This window comes from Chryseobacterium sp. FR054 (genome assembly GCF_056844565.1).
Genome location: NZ_JBXDSA010000001.1, coordinates 1,257,976 through 1,275,857 on the forward strand (window position 1 = coordinate 1,257,976; position 17,882 = coordinate 1,275,857).

Annotated in this window: 18 protein-coding genes; 3 read left to right on the forward strand and 15 right to left on the reverse strand. The window is 41.1% G+C overall.

What is annotated here, in order from left to right; all coding sequences use genetic code 11:
* Nucleotides 1–2: 2 nt before the first annotated feature.
* The 3 genes from AC106S_RS05685 to AC106S_RS05695 form a co-directional block, all read right to left on the reverse strand.
* Nucleotides 3–1,019 (reverse strand): saccharopine dehydrogenase family protein, encoded by a 1,017-nt coding sequence (locus AC106S_RS05685; protein WP_482438115.1) that lies wholly within the window; start codon nt 1,017–1,019, stop codon nt 3–5.
* Nucleotides 1,020–1,152: 133 nt separating this feature from the next.
* Nucleotides 1,153–1,716 (reverse strand): Crp/Fnr family transcriptional regulator, encoded by a 564-nt coding sequence (locus tag AC106S_RS05690; protein WP_482438116.1) that lies wholly within the window; start codon nt 1,714–1,716, stop codon nt 1,153–1,155.
* Nucleotides 1,717–2,120: 404 nt separating this feature from the next.
* The gene (locus tag AC106S_RS05695) at nt 2,121–3,890 is read right to left on the reverse strand and encodes an aminopeptidase P family protein (protein WP_482438117.1); all 1,770 of its coding nucleotides are present in this window, start codon (nt 3,888–3,890) and stop codon (nt 2,121–2,123) included.
* Between the two features lie 601 nt (nt 3,891–4,491).
* Between AC106S_RS05695 and AC106S_RS05700 the strand changes: the two genes are divergently transcribed.
* Genes AC106S_RS05700 through AC106S_RS05710 form a run of 3 tightly spaced genes read left to right on the forward strand, consistent with a single transcriptional unit; the run spans nt 4,492 to nt 6,235 of the window.
* Complete coding sequence (locus AC106S_RS05700; RefSeq protein ID WP_482438118.1) at nt 4,492–4,929, forward strand: DUF6526 family protein; 438 nt, start codon at nt 4,492–4,494, stop codon at nt 4,927–4,929.
* A 21-nt stretch (nt 4,930–4,950) separates the two neighbouring features.
* Complete coding sequence (locus AC106S_RS05705; protein ID WP_482438119.1) at nt 4,951–5,118, forward strand: phosphatidate cytidylyltransferase; 168 nt, start codon at nt 4,951–4,953, stop codon at nt 5,116–5,118.
* A gap of 10 nt (nt 5,119–5,128) precedes the next feature.
* Nucleotides 5,129–6,235, forward strand: a complete 1,107-nt coding sequence (locus AC106S_RS05710) for a DNA topoisomerase IB (protein ID WP_482438120.1) — start codon at nt 5,129–5,131, stop codon at nt 6,233–6,235.
* Nucleotides 6,236–6,424: 189 nt separating this feature from the next.
* Here AC106S_RS05710 and AC106S_RS05715 read toward each other — a convergent pair whose 3' ends face one another.
* From AC106S_RS05715 to ureA, 12 genes are all read right to left on the reverse strand, one after another.
* On the reverse strand, nt 6,425–7,312 hold the full coding sequence (locus tag AC106S_RS05715; RefSeq protein ID WP_482438121.1) for a helix-turn-helix domain-containing protein: 888 nt from the start codon (nt 7,310–7,312) through the stop codon (nt 6,425–6,427).
* Between the two features lie 118 nt (nt 7,313–7,430).
* Nucleotides 7,431–9,677, reverse strand: a complete 2,247-nt coding sequence (locus AC106S_RS05720) for a TonB-dependent receptor (protein ID WP_482438122.1) — start codon at nt 9,675–9,677, stop codon at nt 7,431–7,433.
* Nucleotides 9,678–9,742: 65 nt separating this feature from the next.
* The gene (locus tag AC106S_RS05725) at nt 9,743–10,627 is read right to left on the reverse strand and encodes an urea transporter (RefSeq protein WP_482438123.1); all 885 of its coding nucleotides are present in this window, start codon (nt 10,625–10,627) and stop codon (nt 9,743–9,745) included.
* Between the two features lie 203 nt (nt 10,628–10,830).
* Entirely contained in the window at nt 10,831–11,532 is a 702-nt protein-coding gene (locus tag AC106S_RS05730) for a hypothetical protein (protein ID WP_482438124.1), read from the reverse strand.
* A gap of 303 nt (nt 11,533–11,835) precedes the next feature.
* Nucleotides 11,836–12,624 (reverse strand): urease accessory protein UreD, encoded by a 789-nt coding sequence (locus AC106S_RS05735; protein WP_482438125.1) that lies wholly within the window; start codon nt 12,622–12,624, stop codon nt 11,836–11,838.
* Nucleotides 12,625–12,628: 4 nt separating this feature from the next.
* A complete protein-coding gene (gene ureG / locus AC106S_RS05740; RefSeq protein ID WP_482438126.1) occupies nt 12,629–13,267 on the reverse strand; it encodes an urease accessory protein UreG in 639 nt (212 codons plus the stop codon).
* Between the two features lie 128 nt (nt 13,268–13,395).
* Complete coding sequence (locus AC106S_RS05745) at nt 13,396–14,085, reverse strand: urease accessory protein UreF (RefSeq protein WP_482438420.1); 690 nt, start codon at nt 14,083–14,085, stop codon at nt 13,396–13,398.
* Between the two features lies 1 nt (nt 14,086).
* Nucleotides 14,087–14,596, reverse strand: coding sequence for an urease accessory protein UreE (gene ureE, locus AC106S_RS05750; protein WP_482438127.1), 510 nt, complete (start codon nt 14,594–14,596; stop codon nt 14,087–14,089).
* On the reverse strand, nt 14,586–15,233 hold the full coding sequence (locus tag AC106S_RS05755) for a hypothetical protein (RefSeq protein ID WP_482438128.1): 648 nt from the start codon (nt 15,231–15,233) through the stop codon (nt 14,586–14,588). Before AC106S_RS05755 ends, ureE begins: the two co-directional genes overlap by 11 nt.
* 113 nt (nt 15,234–15,346) lie before the next feature.
* Complete coding sequence (gene ureC, locus AC106S_RS05760; protein ID WP_482438129.1) at nt 15,347–17,068, reverse strand: urease subunit alpha; 1,722 nt, start codon at nt 17,066–17,068, stop codon at nt 15,347–15,349.
* Nucleotide 17,069: 1 nt separating this feature from the next.
* On the reverse strand, nt 17,070–17,438 hold the full coding sequence (gene ureB / locus AC106S_RS05765; protein ID WP_482438130.1) for an urease subunit beta: 369 nt from the start codon (nt 17,436–17,438) through the stop codon (nt 17,070–17,072).
* Nucleotides 17,439–17,452: 14 nt separating this feature from the next.
* Nucleotides 17,453–17,755: an urease subunit gamma gene (ureA, locus tag AC106S_RS05770; protein WP_045499458.1), complete on the reverse strand. Its 303-nt coding sequence runs from the start codon at nt 17,753–17,755 to the stop codon at nt 17,453–17,455.
* Nucleotides 17,756–17,882: the final 127 nt, after the last annotated feature.

Here is a 17,882-nt window from a genome sequence, read left to right on the forward strand (position 1 = left end):
GGCTATTGTATATGGATGGTTTCACAGGCATTGAGCTTTTCAAGGAGAGATGAAGGCTGATGTAGCTGGTGACTGAAATAGATGCGGTTTTCATGGGATCCTTTCAGCAGTTCTTCCGTATGCAGCACTGTTGAAAAGGCTGTTAATTCCGCCTGCCCTTTTACACTCTGAAGACTTAATTTTCTATATCCGCCTTTCGTCTTTACCTTAATTTCAAAGATACTATAATCACCGTTTCCACTGGACCCGAAAATCATCTTTCTTTCCTTTAATGAAAGGATATTAAAAAATCTTATCTTTTGAAACGCCCCTAAAAGCCATGTGACCGGCTTTGAATTGTACGTCATTTTAACACTCACCGTCGGTATTTTCTCAATCCGGTTCAATATATATAAATCCGGAACATCGAAATTGTAAACGGTCCTTTTACCGATTCCAAAAGAAAAATCAAAATACTCCGAATCCAGAAAATGTTTTATGGAAACCGGACTGTTATTTTCGTACCGGACAAAAGGTTTAGCTACATTTTCAGCCATAAAATGCGCAGAGCTTTCCCCCGCAAGGTCTTTTACGGAATAGTATACAAAAAGCTGAACTTCCTGAATGTCTTTTACCTGATCCGAAAGTGTTTTCACCAATCCGTTTACAATGCCTCCCATCCAGCCGGAACTGAATACAATTCTGCTTCGGACTGTACTGTTTCCGGCAATATCATACGCTTTTACAAGAGCAGGAGTCGGTTTGGTAATGTCTAAATAATCAATCCCGTTCGCTATCGCAAACTGAAGAATATGATCAGAAGGGTCATTCACCGAAAGAATAATCAGATCAATATGATGCTCCTGAATGTTTTTGAAAGTTCCGGGATCGGTAACATCTATTTTCAGATCCCTGTCTGTTTTTCCACCTTTTCTTCCGCCGGTGAAAATATTGATATGTGGATTTCTTTCTTTAAGAATGCGGATGATTGTTTTGCCTACAAGGCCGTTTCCTCCAACGACCAGAATATTGTGTTCCATATTATTTTTTCACAAAATTACACAGCCGCTATTCCGGAATACAGGACAAATGTCTAAAAATGAAATCCTATAATTATGGTACCAGATCCTTTTTAAGTAAATAGTCTCTATGAGATTCCGGATTCTTAATTCATCAGTATATTTCTTTTCGGATACGGCTGAGGTGTCTTTGGGTAATTCCAAGATAGGAAGACAGATACTGCAGCGGGATCTTCTGCACATACTCCGGATGATTTCCGAGAAGAGCCTTATACCGCTGTGCTGCACTGTCTCTCTGAAGCTGGAAAAACCTGTTTTCAAGTTCCAGGTATTCTTCTTCGGCAATCATTTTCAGAAACCGGGTCCAGTTAAGGTCATCCTTTACAAGATGGTCTACCGCCTCTTTCTTTAAAACCATCAGATCGGCATCGGTAATGGCCTGCATATTTTCCCGGCTGGGACATCCTGAGATAAAAGACGAATATCCTGCCATCATCTGGTTGGGAAACCTGAAACAGTAGGTCATATCTTTGCCCTGATCCGAAATATAAAAAGACCTGAATATTCCGGAAATTATAAATGCAATCTCCCGGCATTGATCACCTTCTTTTACAAAAAAATCATTTTTACTGACTTTCCGTATTTCAAAAAGCTGTAAAAAATTTCTTATCTCTGCTGCTGAAAAAATATTAAAACTCCGGAAGTACTCTTCTATCATATTTTTTTAATTACGGTCCGGAATGTAAAATTCCTCTCAAATTTCCGCTAAATTAAAAAAAATGTAATTTTAAAACTTCAAAAAACGGATATAAAAAAAAGCCATTTCAGGACGAAACGGCTTACTGCTTTGAATTTACTAGAGTTATATATGAAGATATGAAATGATTGATGTTTCTTTTACTGAAGCAAAGATAAATACCTCCGCACGAATCTGCCTCAGGAAAATCCCTGAAATTATATCCGTAAAAATACGGTTGCACAATAAAAAAAAGCCCCGCAGAAAAGCTGCAGGACTTTCGTTGTTTATCTAACAATTATAATGTTCCGGGTTTGAGTTATGGGTTTAAAGCTTCAGGTTCAATATACAATTCACCAATAACTATTCACATTTTCCTTTCATTTTTAAAGCGGACTCACCAAAGTCAGGAACCATTCTTTCACATCGCCTTCAAGATGAGGTCCGATTTTTTCTTCACAGGTTCTGTGATACCCGTTCAGCCATGCGATTTCTTTTTCTGAAAGGATTTCTTTTACAACCGTATCTTTAAAGAACGGGCAGAAAGTCAGGGTTTCAAACTCATAAAAAGTTCCGTGAATCGTTTTCTCAGCTTCTTTTACGGCAATAAGGTTTTCATGACGGATTCCGTAATCTCCCTCCAGGTAATATCCCGGTTCGTTTGAGCATACCATTCCCGGAAGAAGATCCTGCGGGTTCATATCTTTTCTGATGTTCTGAGGTCCTTCATGAACGTTCATGAAACTTCCCACTCCATGACCTGTACCGTGATTGAAGTCTTTTCCTTCCATCCATAGCGGAAGTCTTGCAACAGCATCAAGATGAACTCCTTTTGTTCCTTTCGGGAATTTCACCATCGACAGGCGGATCATCCCCTGAAGTACCAGCGTAGAGTTTCTTTTAAATTCTTCAGAAACGGCACCCAAAGCCAATGTTCTTGTAATATCCGTAGTTCCTTCCAGATACTGACCTCCTGAATCTACCAGGATGCTTGCATCATTCGTTACCTCTTTACTTCCTTCTTTTTTTGCGGAATAATGCATAATGGCACCGTTATCTTTATATCCCACGATACTTCCAAAACTCTCGCCCACAAAATTTTCACCTTCTGCACGGAAACCTCTCAGTTTTTCACCGATTGAATATTCGTTCATAGCTTCTTTTCCGGCGTTATGGGTCAGCCAGTAAAGGAATTTTACCATTGCCACACCATCTCTTACCATCACTTTCCTGAAACCTTCCAGTTCGGCTTCATTCTTTTGAGCTTTCATCAGATTACCAGGAACCGGAGCTTTAATAAATTTATTATCTGTCTTTAAAGTTTCAAAAATCTGCTGGTTGCTGTTAGGTGAAACCAGTACTTTTTCATTTTTAAAAGCTTTCAGATAGTTGTAGAACTCTTCGTAAGGCATCATCTTTACGAAAGAATCATCCATCTGTTTTCTGGCTTCTACCTGTAATTTTTCAAGGTCTGTGAAGAGAACAGCATCATTCTTGGTAATCACGATATATCCTAAAAATACAGGATTACTTTCTACATCACTTCCTCTTAAATTCAGTGTCCAGGCCACATCATCAAGACTTGAAATCACATGAACGGTAGCTTCCTGTTCTTCCATTTTCTGACGGATGGCCCCAAGTTTATCGGCAACAGATTTCCCTGCTCTTTCCAGCGGATGAACGAAAACAGGATTCTTCGAAGGAGTTCCTCTGTCTTTCCAGATCTCCTTTAAAAGCGGAAGATCTTCGAGGATAAGATTTTTAGACTGTAATTTCTGTGAAAGCAGTTCCCAGTTGGCATGGGATGCAGCCTGTGCATTTACCGCTACTTTACCGCCAGCCGGAATTTCAGAAATAATCCAGTCGATGTAATTGGGAGTTCCCTCCATTCCGTCTTTGAAAAGATCGATTCCGGAACCGTCCAGTTCAATGGCAGCCTGGGTAAAATATCTTCCGTCTGTCCAGAGACCGGCTTTATCTTTTGTTACCACCACAAAACCGGCTGAACCTAAAAATCCGGAAAGCCATGCTCTTTCCTGCCATTCTTCAGGCAGATATTCGCTCATATGCGGATCTGCAGAATATACTATAAATGCATCAACATTATTTTTCTGCATTTCCTGACGAAGTGCAGCAACTTTTTCCTTTGAAGTCATTCTTTTCTTTTTTAAACACCGAAAGTTACGAAAAATTTAAGCTTGAAAAACGAAATGGATACGGTATTTTCCTGAATTTTCCGTTATTCCGGAAACTGGTTTACTGAAGGTTGTTTCTAAATATGTTTAATATGGGTTTCCATAAAAAAGATGATGTTTTTTATTATTCAGGCGGACTAAAGTCCACCTCTATTGAATAAATTCTACTGCATAGAAAATGTTTGTCTATTTTTCTCCCGCAAATTTTGCAGATCTGGCAGATTTTTTACTTTGTGATCAATAAAATTCTTTGATTTTTATGCTTATATGTACTTTTATGCACAAAGTATTTAAATTTAAAGCTATCTAAGATGTCAAATCTTTTGTGCCTCGTATGTTTGTATTATAAATTTAAGCTACTTTAAAGTATAAAGCTGATAAACAGACATTTGCTTATATATTTTCGCGGCAATATAAACCTTATAGGTTTCGGAAACCTATAAGGTTTGAATAAGATATTGAGTAAACATATTTTGGAATACTACACATTTTAAGATACCACAAAAACACATTTATTATTGATAATGTAAAATTTTGGAAAGATTATTGCTGTATCTACAATATGAAAATACAGAATTACAACAATCACAGGAAATTTTATCCGCCACACCATTTTATATATCTTCCCCTGCTTATCCTTCTTGAAATATTCGGGATCTATAAGATCTGGGATGATCCTGAAAACAAACTTATCTGGATACTGTTTGCTGTTGTGATATTTCTGCTTTTCTATCTGGCTTTCATGACCAGGCAGCATTATGCGCTAGGCCTTCAAAACCGCATGGTAAGGCTTGAATTTAAACAGCGGTATTTTGAAATCTTCGGACAGAGATCCGACGAAGTGGCTGAAAAGCTGAGATTTGATCAGATAGCTGCATTGAGATTTGCCTATGATGACGAGTTTAAAGAACTTCTGAACCGGGCTCTTCACGAAGACATTTCAGGTGATGAGATTAAACGGTCGATCAGAAACTGGAAGCCTGACCTGCACAGAATTTAACACCTCCAAAATATATACATCATGAAAAAACTGAGTTTATACAGTATGACGATACTCAGCTTGCTGACACTGACGAGCTGTGAAGCAGTAGAAACAATTTTTAAGGCCGGAATGTGGTGGGGAATCATCCTCGTCTGTGCCGTTGTAGTTATTCTTTTACTGATCTTTTCGAGGGGTAAGAACTCTTAACCATTTTTTTATGGAGAAGAATACAGACCTGGAGATCATTTCCCACCTGAAGCCTTCAAAAATTGTAAAGATCATGAATGATCCGGAAGCATCTGCAAAGGCGGTACATCTTGTATATACCACCGATGCAGAGACCGCCGGAATTACCCGCAGAAAAAACGGAAAGAAATATTCCTATTTCAAAGAAGGTGAGAAGATCAGGGATAAAGAGGAAATCAGCAGGATCAATAAACTGGTAATCCCTCCCGCCTGGGAAAATGTATGGATATGTGCCCTGGAAAACGGTCATCTTCAGGCAACGGGTTTTGATGTTAAAAAGCGAAAACAGTACCGCTATCATCCGCTGTGGAGTGCATTGAGAAATCACACCAAGTTTTACAGGATGCTCCGGTTCGGATATGCTCTCCCAGACATCCGTCTTCAGGTAGAACAAGACCTCGCTTTAAGGAATTTTGAAAAAAGAAAAATCCTGGCGCTGATCGTCAGCCTTATGCAGCGGACCAATATCAGGATCGGCAATAATGCCTATGAAAAACTGTACGGCTCTTTTGGCTTAACGACTTTAAAAGGCAGGCATGTAAAAATCAACGGTCAGAAAATTACGTTTGAGTTTAAAGGGAAAAAAGGGATCATGCATCATGTGGACCTCAAAAGCAGAAGGCTGGCAAAACTGGTTCAGAAATGTAAGGATATTCCCGGCAAAGAACTTTTTCAGTATGTGGATGAGGAGGGAACCCGGCATTCGATAGACTCAGGGATGGTGAATGATTATATCAAAGAAATCAGCGGTGAGGATTTTACAGCTAAAGACTTCAGAACATGGGCGGGAACAGTGAGTGCCCTTATTGCATTTAAAGAAATAGGATATGCGGAAAACAATACGCAATATAAAAAGAAGGTAAAAGAAGCCCTGGAAATTGTTGCCGGACATTTGGGAAATACCAGTACCGTATGCAGAAAATACTACGTTCATCCCCTGGTCATCAATCTTTATGAAAACAATACCATTAAAAAATATCTTGATGAGCTGGAGGAAATTGAAGTGAATGACGGGAAAGCCGGTCTGACACATGAAGAGAAGCTTGTGCTGAAAATTCTGGAAAACGAGAAGATGTGACCGGGATGAGTGAATGGTCAATCGGCTTCGCAGTGAATTTATTTAGTGCCACTTTTATCGTTCACTCTTAACTTACACTTCGAATTACCTTAATATGAACAGTCAATCTGTTTCGCAATGAGTTTCTTTAGCCACATTTTCATAATTCACCATTGACTTGCGCAGCAAAATTCATTATTGACATTTATATCAAACGGAAACCCTTTCCTTTAAAAACTGTGTTCTATATTCTTTAGGCGTAATTCCCGCAATTTTCTTGAAAAGCTGGGTAAAATGTGACGCGGTATGAAAATTCAGTTCATAGGCTATTTCAGCAATATCTTTACTGGAATGAAGGAGAGCTTTGCTGTAATTGATATCAATTTCGTTGAGCCATTGTTTCGGGGATTTCTGGGTAACATTTTTCACACATTTATTAAGGTAGCTTTCAGTAACGGAGAGTTTGTCGGCATAAAAGGCCACTCGTTTTTCATTCACATGGTATTTAAAGAGAAGATCGCGGAACTGAAGAGACAGTTCCATCGGGCGGGTAGCTGATTTATGATGGGAATCGGAATCTGTACTGAGCATTTTCACCAGGATAAGATGCAGCATGGTAACCACTACTTCATTGATGTTGAGATTATTCAGCCATAATTCCTGTTCCATGATCGGAAGAAGCTGGGTAATGGTTCCGTAGGTAAGACTGTCCAGGTTCAGGAAAGGGGTCATAAAAAAGATGCTGCTCTTATGTTTTGGGAGTTCCTGTTCAGATAAAATATTATTTTCATAAGCGAGGAAAAACCCTTCAATATCATCGGAAAGTTCCACGGTAGCGGTTATGGTTCCCTGTTTGATAAAAATAACGCCGCCTTTTCCGGCATGGTATTCCTTATTTTCAAGGTACTGTCTGATATGGCCTTTGGTCACAAAAATGATGAAATTAAAGGTCGTCCGGTACGGAATCACCGGCATCAGGATACCCTTGAGATAATTTTCTATCCGGTAAAGCTGTATATCCGCATTATTAGCGAGTATTTTCTCTGTGATATTCGGGAGAAAAAGTTTTTTGTACTGAAAATTGGATAATACTTCCATATCCGTGTAATGATTATTTAAAGTTAATAAAATTTATTCAGGAGGAATAAAGGAATTTGAAAATCTGAAGTATTGGCGGGGATTTCTTTCTCATTTTCAAATTCCGTCTTCCGTTCCTTTAGAACTTATAATACACTCCTACTCTTACTCCAAACGGGCTTCCCGGAGTATAGGTAAGGTCTGTAACGGGTTCTGCTTCCCCTTTCAGCTGGGTTTCGGTAGCAAACTGGGCTTCATTCCATTTTACATTGAACAGGTTATTTACCTGAAGACTGGCCCCCCATTTCTGACGGTTGTAGGAAAGCATCAGGTCGTTCACAAAATAAGATTGTGTTTTAATGCTGTTATCCTCCACGGCAGGCCTTGCACCGAGGTATCTGTACTGTAATCCTAAAGAAAAGCCGTTAAGGAAATCCCAGTTTACAGAGCCTGTACTGGTTACAACAGGAGCCAGCGGAACATAATCATTTCCTTTTTCTTCTTCAGTAAATCTTGCGTGGGAATAATTAATATCGGCATTCAGGTAAAAATTTTCCAGCGGCTGGAACCGTACTCCAAGATCAGCCCCTAAACGTCTTGACTTGCCGGAAGGTTCTACCACCGCATCGTCTCCTACATACACGAATTCCTGCTGCAGATCCATATACCATAATGTTGGCGTAATGATAAGGGATTTGAAAGGATGTAACCTTACCCCGAAATCTGCACCGACAGAATATGGAAGGGTCTTCTGATCTGCGTTCGGAACAACCACTCTTAAATCGTTGGAGTGAAAGCCCATCCCGGTTTTCAGGAACCACATCACATTATCGTTTTGAGTATAAGAGAAGTTTAACTTAGGACTCAGCCTGGTAGCTTCTTTTGACTGTCCGGACGGCAGCTGTCCGGGATCGAGGAGATTATGCATATTGAATATAAAATGATCTACTCTTAACGCCGGGTTGATTGTCCATTTTCCTGTTTTCCAGATCAGTCCCGAGTAGGCATGAAGATTGGTTTCCGTTCCCGTTACATCCGCCATTCTGTCCAGCAGCAGATCTCTGTGGTATACATGATTCAGCTGAAGCGTATTAATGTCATCATTTCTGAATCCCACTCCTGAGATCCAGTTCAGCGAACTGTTGGGCAGTGTAAAACTTTTGGTATATTTTATTTCGGTTCCGTAAATGTTTCTTCCATCAGTCTGGCGGATCTCGTCGCCGTGGTCTTTATCTTTTAAATAAAAAGTAAAATCAGAATAGAGGTTGAAATTATATTTTGAATAAAAAGCCATTGCATCGATCTGTTCCGAAGATGAAATGATATGCTTAAAATTCATCTGAAGGTTGGTTCTGGAGGTTTTTCCGCCTTCCGTAGGATCAATGCTTCCCCACCGGCTGATGATTCCTTCATCTACGGCACGTTCGGGGATCTGTCCGGAAGCATTCCAGGAAGAATTAAAAGTGGAGAACTGAATGTTGAAATAATCATTATCCGTGATCCACTGATTATATTTTCCGAAGATATTGATCCTGTTGAAATTCTGCTTTACATCGAAAGGACCGTCCGTATAATTGTATTCGGCAACTACATAAGCGTTTTTCCGGCCGGCATCATCGTGCAGGATATTGAACATTCCCAGGATTCTTTTTGAGTTGAACGAACCTCCCTCCAGTTTGATCATACTGTTTTTCAGCCCGTTATAAGTCTGAAAATCTACATATCCCGCAGTATTGAAGTCTCCACGGTCCATATAATAGGCTCCTTTCCCGAAATCAATATTATTTACCGTCTCCGGAATCACGAAATGAAGATCGGAATATCCCTGGCCGTGGGCATGAGATACGATATTCACGGGCATTCCGTCTACATTTACGCTTACATCGGTTCCGTGATCGGCATCAAATCCTCTCAGGAAAAGCTGTTCGGCCTTTCCGCCCCCCGCATGCTGGGCAATAAACAGCCCGGGAACTTTTCTCAACAGATCCTGTGCGGAATTTACCGGAAACTTATTCAGATCCACTTTGGTAATTGCGGATAAAAATGAGCTGTGACTGATGGCCACTTCAGAGATCTGAAAAGGCTTGTGCTGTAAAAAGATCACTTTATTTTTATCTTCATCATGAGCTACGGCCCATTTTACCTCATCATATCCCTGGCGGCTGATCACCAGTGTATCGGGAAGAGAAGCTGTGGGTATGCTGAACGTACCGTCCGCCCCGGAATGGGTATGGCTGTTTCCGTGGTTATACTTAACGAGAACGTCAGCAACAGGAAATTTATCATCTGCATCTTTAATCAGCAGCTGTCTCTCTGTTTCCTGTGCCATTGTTTTTCCACCGAAAACCATTACCAGAAATACAGCTGCTATTTTAGTTATCTTCATTTTGATTGTTTTGTTGTTCTTTTGTTTTATTTTTTTTAAAGGATGAGGCTTCATCCTCTATTGTTTTACTTATTGGTTTTAAACATTTTCTGAATGAGTAATGTGATCCATGTTCCGGCCACGAAAGGGAATGTGAGTACCCCTCCCACTTCGCTCAGTGTATTGTGGTCTACCAGCAGGTCATCAATTCCTACTGTAACGGCTACTGCAATCAATGCCCATAATCCGTTGATCTTTTTAAATCCTGAAAAGACAATAGCAGAAAGTACCGCATTAAATCCGAAAAGCCCCATATGGATTTTCTCGATCGGTTCCCCGTTCATATGGGAAATATAAGATCCCAGGATTGCTCCTGCAAAGCCGTACAGCGCAGCTGCCGGAGAACTGATGAACACAGCCACAAAGAAAATGACCCCCGACAGAATTCCTCCCTGGAAAATCACTTCTCCAAACGCATTGGTGCAGGTAAGAAAATCGTCATAATCTGCAGGTCCGGCCGGTGCAGACATCATTTCTGAGGGAGGAATCTGTGTAAAATGATGCAGCACAAATACGCACACCCAGGTAATCAGAATAAACGGAAGGGTAAATACCGGAATTCTTTTCACGATAAAAAAATGCTGGATGACCGCTGCCAAAGCACCTCCTGTTATGATCAGTATCCAGATGAGAAGCGTAGCCTGAAAGACAAAAGATAATGCCACTCCTACCAATGCGGCACTGAATCCGTACAATCCGGCATTGATTTCAGCCGGGTTGTACTTCAGCTTCATTGCGGTAAAGGTTCCGGCAGCTGTTGACAGAAGTACGGCAACACCACCCTGCCAGCTCCCGATAAAGATACCGATAAGAAACAGAAGCCCCGTCCACCGGTTTTCCTGAAGCATAATCTGCCCGATGCCTTTTAAGATGTTGTCTATAAAAGGGATTTTTTTGAAAAATTCGTCCATAGTTTTTTGTATTAATGTAAAAAGGGGGATTTGAGGTTTGGGATTTGAGGTTTGAGATTTGAGATTTGAAGTTTGAAGTTTGAGGTTTGAAAGAGTATTCATTTATAAAGGCAATGCAATTTTGATGTAATCAGTTCGCTTCAGCCATTAATATCTTTAACATGGTAAGCCCTCAAATGCTGTCACACCTGTTCTTCCAGCTGTTACCATCCCAGAAAGACCATTCCGACTCCACATACGGTAACTACTGCTCCGCTGACTACCCCCATATATCTTTCCAGTTTTTCTGTATTGAATAAAGTTGAATATCCATACCTTCCCAGAAGGACCATTCCCAGCATGGTAAGAACCGTCGTTGCAGTAAATGATATCACAAGAACCGCAATTTCGGACATGGAATGTTTCACTCCGGAATAGAATAATAAAGGAATCAACGGTTCACTCGGCCCCATCACGAAAATCATGAAAAGGACAAGCGGCGTTACCTTAATTCTCTTCTGAGGCATTACCATTTCGGTGTGGTTATGCTCGTAAACATATACATCATCACCCATGACATCAAAATGCTTGTGAGGTTTGTTTCTTACCGCCTGAACCAATCCGTATACCAGATAAGCGCCCCCGAAGATCAGCAGCGCCCATCCTGAAAAATTTCCCCTGATATCCTGAAACCATGAAATCTTATTAAGCTGCCACCCAAGAAATACTCCGATAAAGCCCAAGATCAGGGAACTTAATACGTGCCCCAGTCCGCAGACTACCGTAAGTATGGAGGTTTTCATTCCGCTCCACTTTTTAGATTTTGAAATAACGATAAACGGCAGGTAATGATCCGGCCCCGAAGCGGTATGTATAAAACTTATTGAAACGGCACTCAACAGAAGCGCCCAAACTGTACTATCCATTTTTTCTAATTCTACTTATTCTTTCTTAAATTTTGTTGAAGCGGGTATAGCCCATTCCATTGGAAAACCCTCTTTATTTAAGCGGGCTGAAGCTCACTTTTATTGAATAATTTTTTCCCCTGATTCCACGGATGACTGTGTTTAAGCTTTCTTATTAATTTTTGATTCATTTCTTTTATTGGATTTTAATAAAAAGCTATATAATCAGCGTCATCACTAAGTTTAATTCTTAACTTCTTTTGATCTCTTTACAAACCTTACAGGTTTTGAAAACCTATAAGGTTTCGCTGTATCCATTCATATTTATTCAAGAGACCATAATATTTCCTGGATGTGAAGAAAGAAGTTATACATCAGTTCTCCTCCATGTCCTAAAGCTCTTACCACAAAACCATTGTCTTCCATTGCGGAAACTCCCACCTCCATGTCTTCTTTATGCTGCTCCGAGGCTTCAATAATGGCTTCGATCAGTCCGTTTTTATCTACATTATCCTTTGTACTGTAAAAAATAAGTGTTCCCTGATGGGTATACTGCTCCAGATTTCCGATACAGCTGATGGGGATCAGGTCCGGCCGGATCACCACATTATCTTTGATCACGAGTTTATCGTTATGATAGATTTCCATAAGATTCTGGAAGCGTTTCAGTTTGAAAACTTCTCCGTAATGTTTTCTTCCGCAGGTGATGATTTCACTGATAATAATCTGGCTGTTTTTGCCGACACGGATATTGGCTTTACTCTGAAAATTGGAATCTTCATGCGGAACCACGGGATGCGGAACGTAAGCAAAAGAAGTATTGTCTTCCATTTTTACATAAAGTTCCTGCACTGCTTTATCTTTCATATTGAACAGTCTCTGGTACGACTGTGACTGCAGCTGAAGGGATGCTCCTTTTTCCAGGCTTACATCCAGATGATAATGGTCTCCGTCCAGGATTCCGGGGGAAGAGCTCATCACCATCTGGTAGAGCTTTTTGTCGCTTTTCCTCTGTCCTACGGAAACTACCCTGAAAGGAAGTGAAACATAAAGGTCTTTCACATACGATTCTCCTCCCTTGAATCCTGCAATAATATTTAAACGACTGTCCATTGATTTATCTTACCAGGTTCGGTTCTTCAGTTTCTTCAAGAAGCGCATATTTTTTTATCCATCCGATTACTTTATCCAGTCCTTCATCTGTTTTAAGGTTGGTGAAAACGAAAGGATTTCCTTTTCTCATTCTTCTGGCATCATTTTCCATCACTTCAAGGCTGGCTCCTACATAAGGGGCAAGGTCGATTTTATTGATGATCAAAAGATCTGACCTGGTAATACCGGGGCCTCCTTTTCTCGGAATTTTTTCACCTTCTGCCACATCAATAATAAAGATGGTAACATCAGCAAGATCCGGGCTGAATGTTGCGGAAAGGTTATCACCTCCACTTTCGATGAGCACCAGCTCAATGTCCGGAAAACGTGCGGCCAGCTCATCCACCGCTTCAAGATTCATACTTGCATCTTCACGGATAGCCGTGTGAGGGCAGCCTCCTGTTTCCACGCCGATAATTCTGTCATGGGGAAGAAGGCTGTTTTTCGCCATGAATTCAGCGTCTTCTTTGGTGTAAATATCATTGGTAATTACGCCAAGATCATAAGTCCCGAATAATTTTCTGCTTAAACGTTCCAATAATGCGGTTTTTCCGGAACCTACCGGTCCTGCCACTCCTACTTTTATATATTTTCTGTTTTCCATTTTTTAAATTTTTGTTTTTTTAACGCTATGAGCGTTATTTTTTAATTGATTGAGAATATTTACGGACACAAGGACGTTTCATTCAGTAAGGAATCTTTCTGTTCAATCCTTTTGTCTTTTTCAGATTATTATGACATATACAGTCTGGAATAGAGTCTTTCGTGCTGCATGCATCTGATGTCGAAAGCGGTATTGCACAATCCTACCATATCCCTGTCCAGTTCTATGGTTTCACGGGCTGTTTTTTCCATAACCGGATAGAGCGAGAACAGGATGTCCTGACCATCAAGCTGTCCCAGCGGAACCAGCTTTACCGCATTCGTAATCATTCCCGCCACGGAAGTGTAGTAAAAACCGAGAAGTGCTTCATAAAGAGGAATTTTCATCAGATAAGCATATACTCCGAATACGATAGAGTAATGTGAATTGGCTTCACGGTTCTGAACAGCCTTTTCAAAAGCTTCCATAAAAGGAAAATTTTCTCTTCTTTTGAAGATCTTAATCAGCCTCAGCCCCAGTTTCTGGCTGGCCTGGCGGATTTCTCTGGGACATTTTATGGCATTGCATTCGTTATCCAGGCTTAAAAGCATTTCCAGATCGTTATTTTCAGCAGCTTCATAAGCTAGTTTTACAAAAGCTCCGTCATTGTATTTAAGGTTGTACTGAAGCATATTCTGTACAAATTCCTTTGCGGTCTGTACATTGTTTACAATTCTCTCCTGCACATAGGTTTCCAGCCCGTTGGAATGGGTATACCCTCCGATTGGCAGTGTAGGATCCGCAAGATGCAGCAATCCTGATAAAAAATTAAGATTCATATTATTCATCTTTCGGGGCAGCCATTTTTAAGATTTTTGTAAAGATGGTAGATCCTAAGCTTCCGTGTCCGTGAGGTTCTACATTGGATTTGAGAAGGTTCAGCAGTTTTACGGACTGTTTTTCCGGTTTGAAGCCGCTGGCCTCCAGCCATCTGAACATAGGCATTTCGAAAGGAAGCAGCACTTTATCATCCTGGATAAAAAGCGGGATATGTTTATTACCGATTTCATAGCAAACGGTACCCATTTCCAGCAGAGAGCCCGGAGCCATAACGATGGCATCTGTTTCTACAACATTTACGGCAATCACTTTTTCCGCATCCTCGAAAAGAATATCACCTTCACGCAGACGCTGTCCTTCCCGAAGGAATTTGATGGCTACATCGGTACCCCGTCTGGTTTTTTTACGCTGGATTCTTTTGGTGGTTTCAAACCATTCCAGGTCCAGATAATCTATATTTTTGTCAGTAGGTTTTTCGGTGAGATTGCCTATGGTTTGATTAATGATCATTTTCCGATTTTTTTCTGAAGTCAAAGTTTTTAGAAATGCCTACTCCGAATGTTGAACCACTGATTCCTGCCACATAGCTCTTCGTCCAGCCTTCCTGTTTTGTTTTGGTCTGAAGCATTGAAAGTTCTGCAAATTTGAATTTCAATGCCCAGCCTCCGCCTAATAATATTCCGATGAGAGGATACGCACGGAGACGGAATCCGTTAAAGTTCTGCATCTCATCAGCTGTTGTGGCTTGCTGCTGTCCCCAGACGTAATGGACATCAACCTGGCCGATCAGTACAAAGTATTTTCCGAGCATTAATGATGGACTGTACCAGATTCCGGCTTCATTCTGCTTATAGGCCACATGATGATCAACCGCATTCTGGGAATAGGCGTAGTTCACCCCGATAAGGTCATTGTTATTGATAAAATACCCTACTCCAAGCGGTGCGCTTGAAACGGTACTGCTGCTCGTTGAGGGTGTTGTTACTTTGGAGTAATCCAGTGAACCATACACCATAAACTGTCCTTTCGGCCCGTCTTCATCGCTTTTCAACCGGTGTCCTCCCAGAAACTGTGCGCTCAGATTTCCTGAAAGGGCAGACATTCCGGCTATAGCAAGAGCGAAAACTGTTTTATTTAAATATTTCATTCTAAACTTAGTGCTATAATTATTTTAAAATATTGACTGGTATATCTTTTTACCGTTAAATAAACCTGACAGATTTTTGAAACCTGTCAGGTCTGGGGTCAACAAGATTTATCCTAGAACAGGTAATACAGCTGTGTTAAAGGAAGTTTTTCTGCCGGTTCGCAGGTGATGTATTCACCGTCTACCGTTACTTTATAGTTTTCAGGATTCACTTCGATTAAAGGGGTCTTATCGTTATGGATGAGGTCTTTTTTAGAAATATTCCTGCAGTTTTTCACCGGAAGGATCATCTTTTCCAGTTTGTAGGAAGCGATGGTTCCGTTATCGATAGAAATCTGGGAAACGAAATTGGCACAGGTCCCGAACTTGGCTTTTCCGTGAGCTCCGAACATATTTCTGTAAATGATAGGCTGCGGCGTCGGGATAGATGCATTAGGATCCCCCATTTTAGCAGCAATTACAAATCCTCCTTTTACGATCATTTCCGGCTTTACTCCAAATAATGCAGGTTTCCAGATCACCAGGTCAGCTAATTTTCCTTTTTCAAGCGATCCTACATATTCTGAAATACCGTGTGCAATGGCAGGGTTGATTGTATATTTAGCCACATATCTTTTAGCACGGTAGTTGTCGTTTCCTGTGTCTTTATCTTCATCAAGGTCACCTCTCTGCTCTTTCATTTTGCTTGCCGTCTGCCAGGTTCTTGTAATCACTTCACCCGGTCTTCCCATTGCCTGGGAATCGGAACTCATGATGCTGAATACCCCCATATCGTGAAGAATATCTTCTGCGGCAATGGTTTCAGGGCGGATACGTGAATCTGCGAATGCCACATCTTCAGGAATATTTTTGCTCAGGTGATGACAAACCATCAGCATATCCAGGTGTTCATCAATCGTATTGACGGTATAAGGACGTGTAGGGTTGGTAGAAGCCGGCAGTACATTCGGGTACATGGCTGCTTTAATGATGTCCGGAGCGTGACCTCCACCTGCTCCTTCTGTGTGGAAGGTGTGAATGACTCTTCCGTTGATCGCTCTCATGGTATCTTCCAGAAAACCTCCTTCATTTAGGGTATCGGTGTGAATAGCAACCTGTACGTCATATTTATCGGCTACTTTTAATGCAGCATCAATCGTGGCGGGAGTTGCTCCCCAGTCTTCATGGATCTTTACTCCCAGAGCACCTGCTTCCACCTGTTCTTCAATAGGTTCTTCTGCTGAACAGTTCCCTTTTCCGAAGAATCCTAAATTCATCGGATATTCTTCTGCGGCTTCCAGCATTTTCTGCATATTGAATCTTCCCGGGGTAACCGTTGTAGCATTGGTTCCGTCATTCGGGCCTGTTCCACCTCCTATCATGGTGGTGATTCCGCTGTACAGGGAGGTTTCGATCTGCTGCGGACAGATGTAGTGGATGTGGGTATCAATTCCTCCGGCCGTTACGATATATCCTTTTCCTCCATGAACTTCCGTAGAGGCTCCGATAATCATATCCGGCGACACCCCATCCATCGTATCCGGGTTTCCTGCTTTTCCGATTCCTACGATCTTACCGTCTTTGATTCCGATATCTCCTTTTACAATTCCCCAGTGGTCAATGATTACGGCTCCTGTAATGCAAAGGTCAAGCACGCCTTCGTCTCTTTTTGCCGTTACATTCTGCCCCATCCCGTCACGTACGGTTTTTCCGCCTCCGAAAACGGCTTCGTCTCCGTAGTGGGTAAAATCTTTTTCGATTTCGATAATGATTTCCGTGTCTCCCAGTCTGATTTTGTCTCCAGCCGTAGGACCTAATATATTGGCGTATTGTTTTCTGTCTACGTTTAAGCTCATCTTAATGATTTTTAAAGTTTAACTCTTCAATTTTGGCCAGGCTTGCTTTTTTCTGTTCTTCGGAATCTACCTGTCCGTCTACAAGATTATTGAAGCCCATTGCTTTTTTGGTTCCTCCTATTTCTACCAGCTCTACTACTTTTTCTTCTCCCGGCTCAAAACGCACGGCAGTACTGGCTACAATATTCAGTCTCTTTCCGAATGCTTTTTCACGCTCAAAGCTCATTGCCTTATTGACTTCGAAAAAGTGGAAGTGTGAACCTACCTGAATGGGACGGTCTCCTGTATTGGTTACTTTTATTTTTACCGTTTCTCTGCCTTCGTTGCAGATAATGGCACCTTCTTTTACAAAAATTTCTCCTGGTATCATAATAGAAATAGGTATTAACGGATTGGGTTATGCACGGTTACCAGTTTGGTTCCGTCGGGAAAGGTTGCTTCGATCTGTACGTCATGAATCATTTCTGCCACTCCCGGCATTACATCATCTTTGGTAAGCAGATTGGCACCTTCCTGCATCAGCTCGGCTACTTTTTTTCCGTCTCTGGCGCCTTCCAGCAAAAAGTGACTGATTAAAGCGATGGATTCCGGATAGTTTAATTTAAGGCCTCTTGCCTTTCTTTTTAGGGCAAGTTCTCCTGCCAGGAACAGCATAAGCTTTTCCGTTTCTCTCGGTGTTAAATGCATAGTATTGAATTTAAAAATTGGGTATACGATTCCCTGTCTGCCTTTCTGTAAAGGCAAATGAAGGGTTCAAAGTATCTGATAAGAGGTAATGAGCACTATGGATATGTATTTTTATACCTATCAGTTA

Coding starts and splice junctions, on each gene's coding strand:
- AC106S_RS05755 (WP_482438128.1), bottom strand. CDS start 15,233: ATGAAATATTTAAATAAAACAGTTTTCGCTCTTGCTATAGCCGGAATG.
- ureG (WP_482438126.1), bottom strand. CDS start 13,267: ATGGAAAACAGAAAATATATAAAAGTAGGAGTGGCAGGACCGGTAGGT.
- AC106S_RS05690 (WP_482438116.1), bottom strand. CDS start 1,716: ATGATAGAAGAGTACTTCCGGAGTTTTAATATTTTTTCAGCAGCAGAG.
- AC106S_RS05735 (WP_482438125.1), bottom strand. CDS start 12,624: ATGGACAGTCGTTTAAATATTATTGCAGGATTCAAGGGAGGAGAATCG.
- AC106S_RS05715 (WP_482438121.1), bottom strand. CDS start 7,312: ATGGAAGTATTATCCAATTTTCAGTACAAAAAACTTTTTCTCCCGAAT.
- AC106S_RS05700 (WP_482438118.1), top strand. CDS start 4,492: ATGAAAATACAGAATTACAACAATCACAGGAAATTTTATCCGCCACAC.
- AC106S_RS05705 (WP_482438119.1), top strand. CDS start 4,951: ATGAAAAAACTGAGTTTATACAGTATGACGATACTCAGCTTGCTGACA.
- AC106S_RS05695 (WP_482438117.1), bottom strand. CDS start 3,890: ATGACTTCAAAGGAAAAAGTTGCTGCACTTCGTCAGGAAATGCAGAAA.
- ureB (WP_482438130.1), bottom strand. CDS start 17,438: ATGATACCAGGAGAAATTTTTGTAAAAGAAGGTGCCATTATCTGCAAC.
- ureC (WP_482438129.1), bottom strand. CDS start 17,068: ATGAGCTTAAACGTAGACAGAAAACAATACGCCAATATATTAGGTCCT.
- AC106S_RS05730 (WP_482438124.1), bottom strand. CDS start 11,532: ATGGATAGTACAGTTTGGGCGCTTCTGTTGAGTGCCGTTTCAATAAGT.
- ureE (WP_482438127.1), bottom strand. CDS start 14,596: ATGATCATTAATCAAACCATAGGCAATCTCACCGAAAAACCTACTGAC.
- AC106S_RS05710 (WP_482438120.1), top strand. CDS start 5,129: ATGGAGAAGAATACAGACCTGGAGATCATTTCCCACCTGAAGCCTTCA.
- AC106S_RS05685 (WP_482438115.1), bottom strand. CDS start 1,019: ATGGAACACAATATTCTGGTCGTTGGAGGAAACGGCCTTGTAGGCAAA.
- AC106S_RS05725 (WP_482438123.1), bottom strand. CDS start 10,627: ATGGACGAATTTTTCAAAAAAATCCCTTTTATAGACAACATCTTAAAA.
- ureA (WP_045499458.1), bottom strand. CDS start 17,755: ATGCATTTAACACCGAGAGAAACGGAAAAGCTTATGCTGTTCCTGGCA.
- AC106S_RS05745 (WP_482438420.1), bottom strand. CDS start 14,085: ATGAATCTTAATTTTTTATCAGGATTGCTGCATCTTGCGGATCCTACA.
- AC106S_RS05720 (WP_482438122.1), bottom strand. CDS start 9,677: ATGAAGATAACTAAAATAGCAGCTGTATTTCTGGTAATGGTTTTCGGT.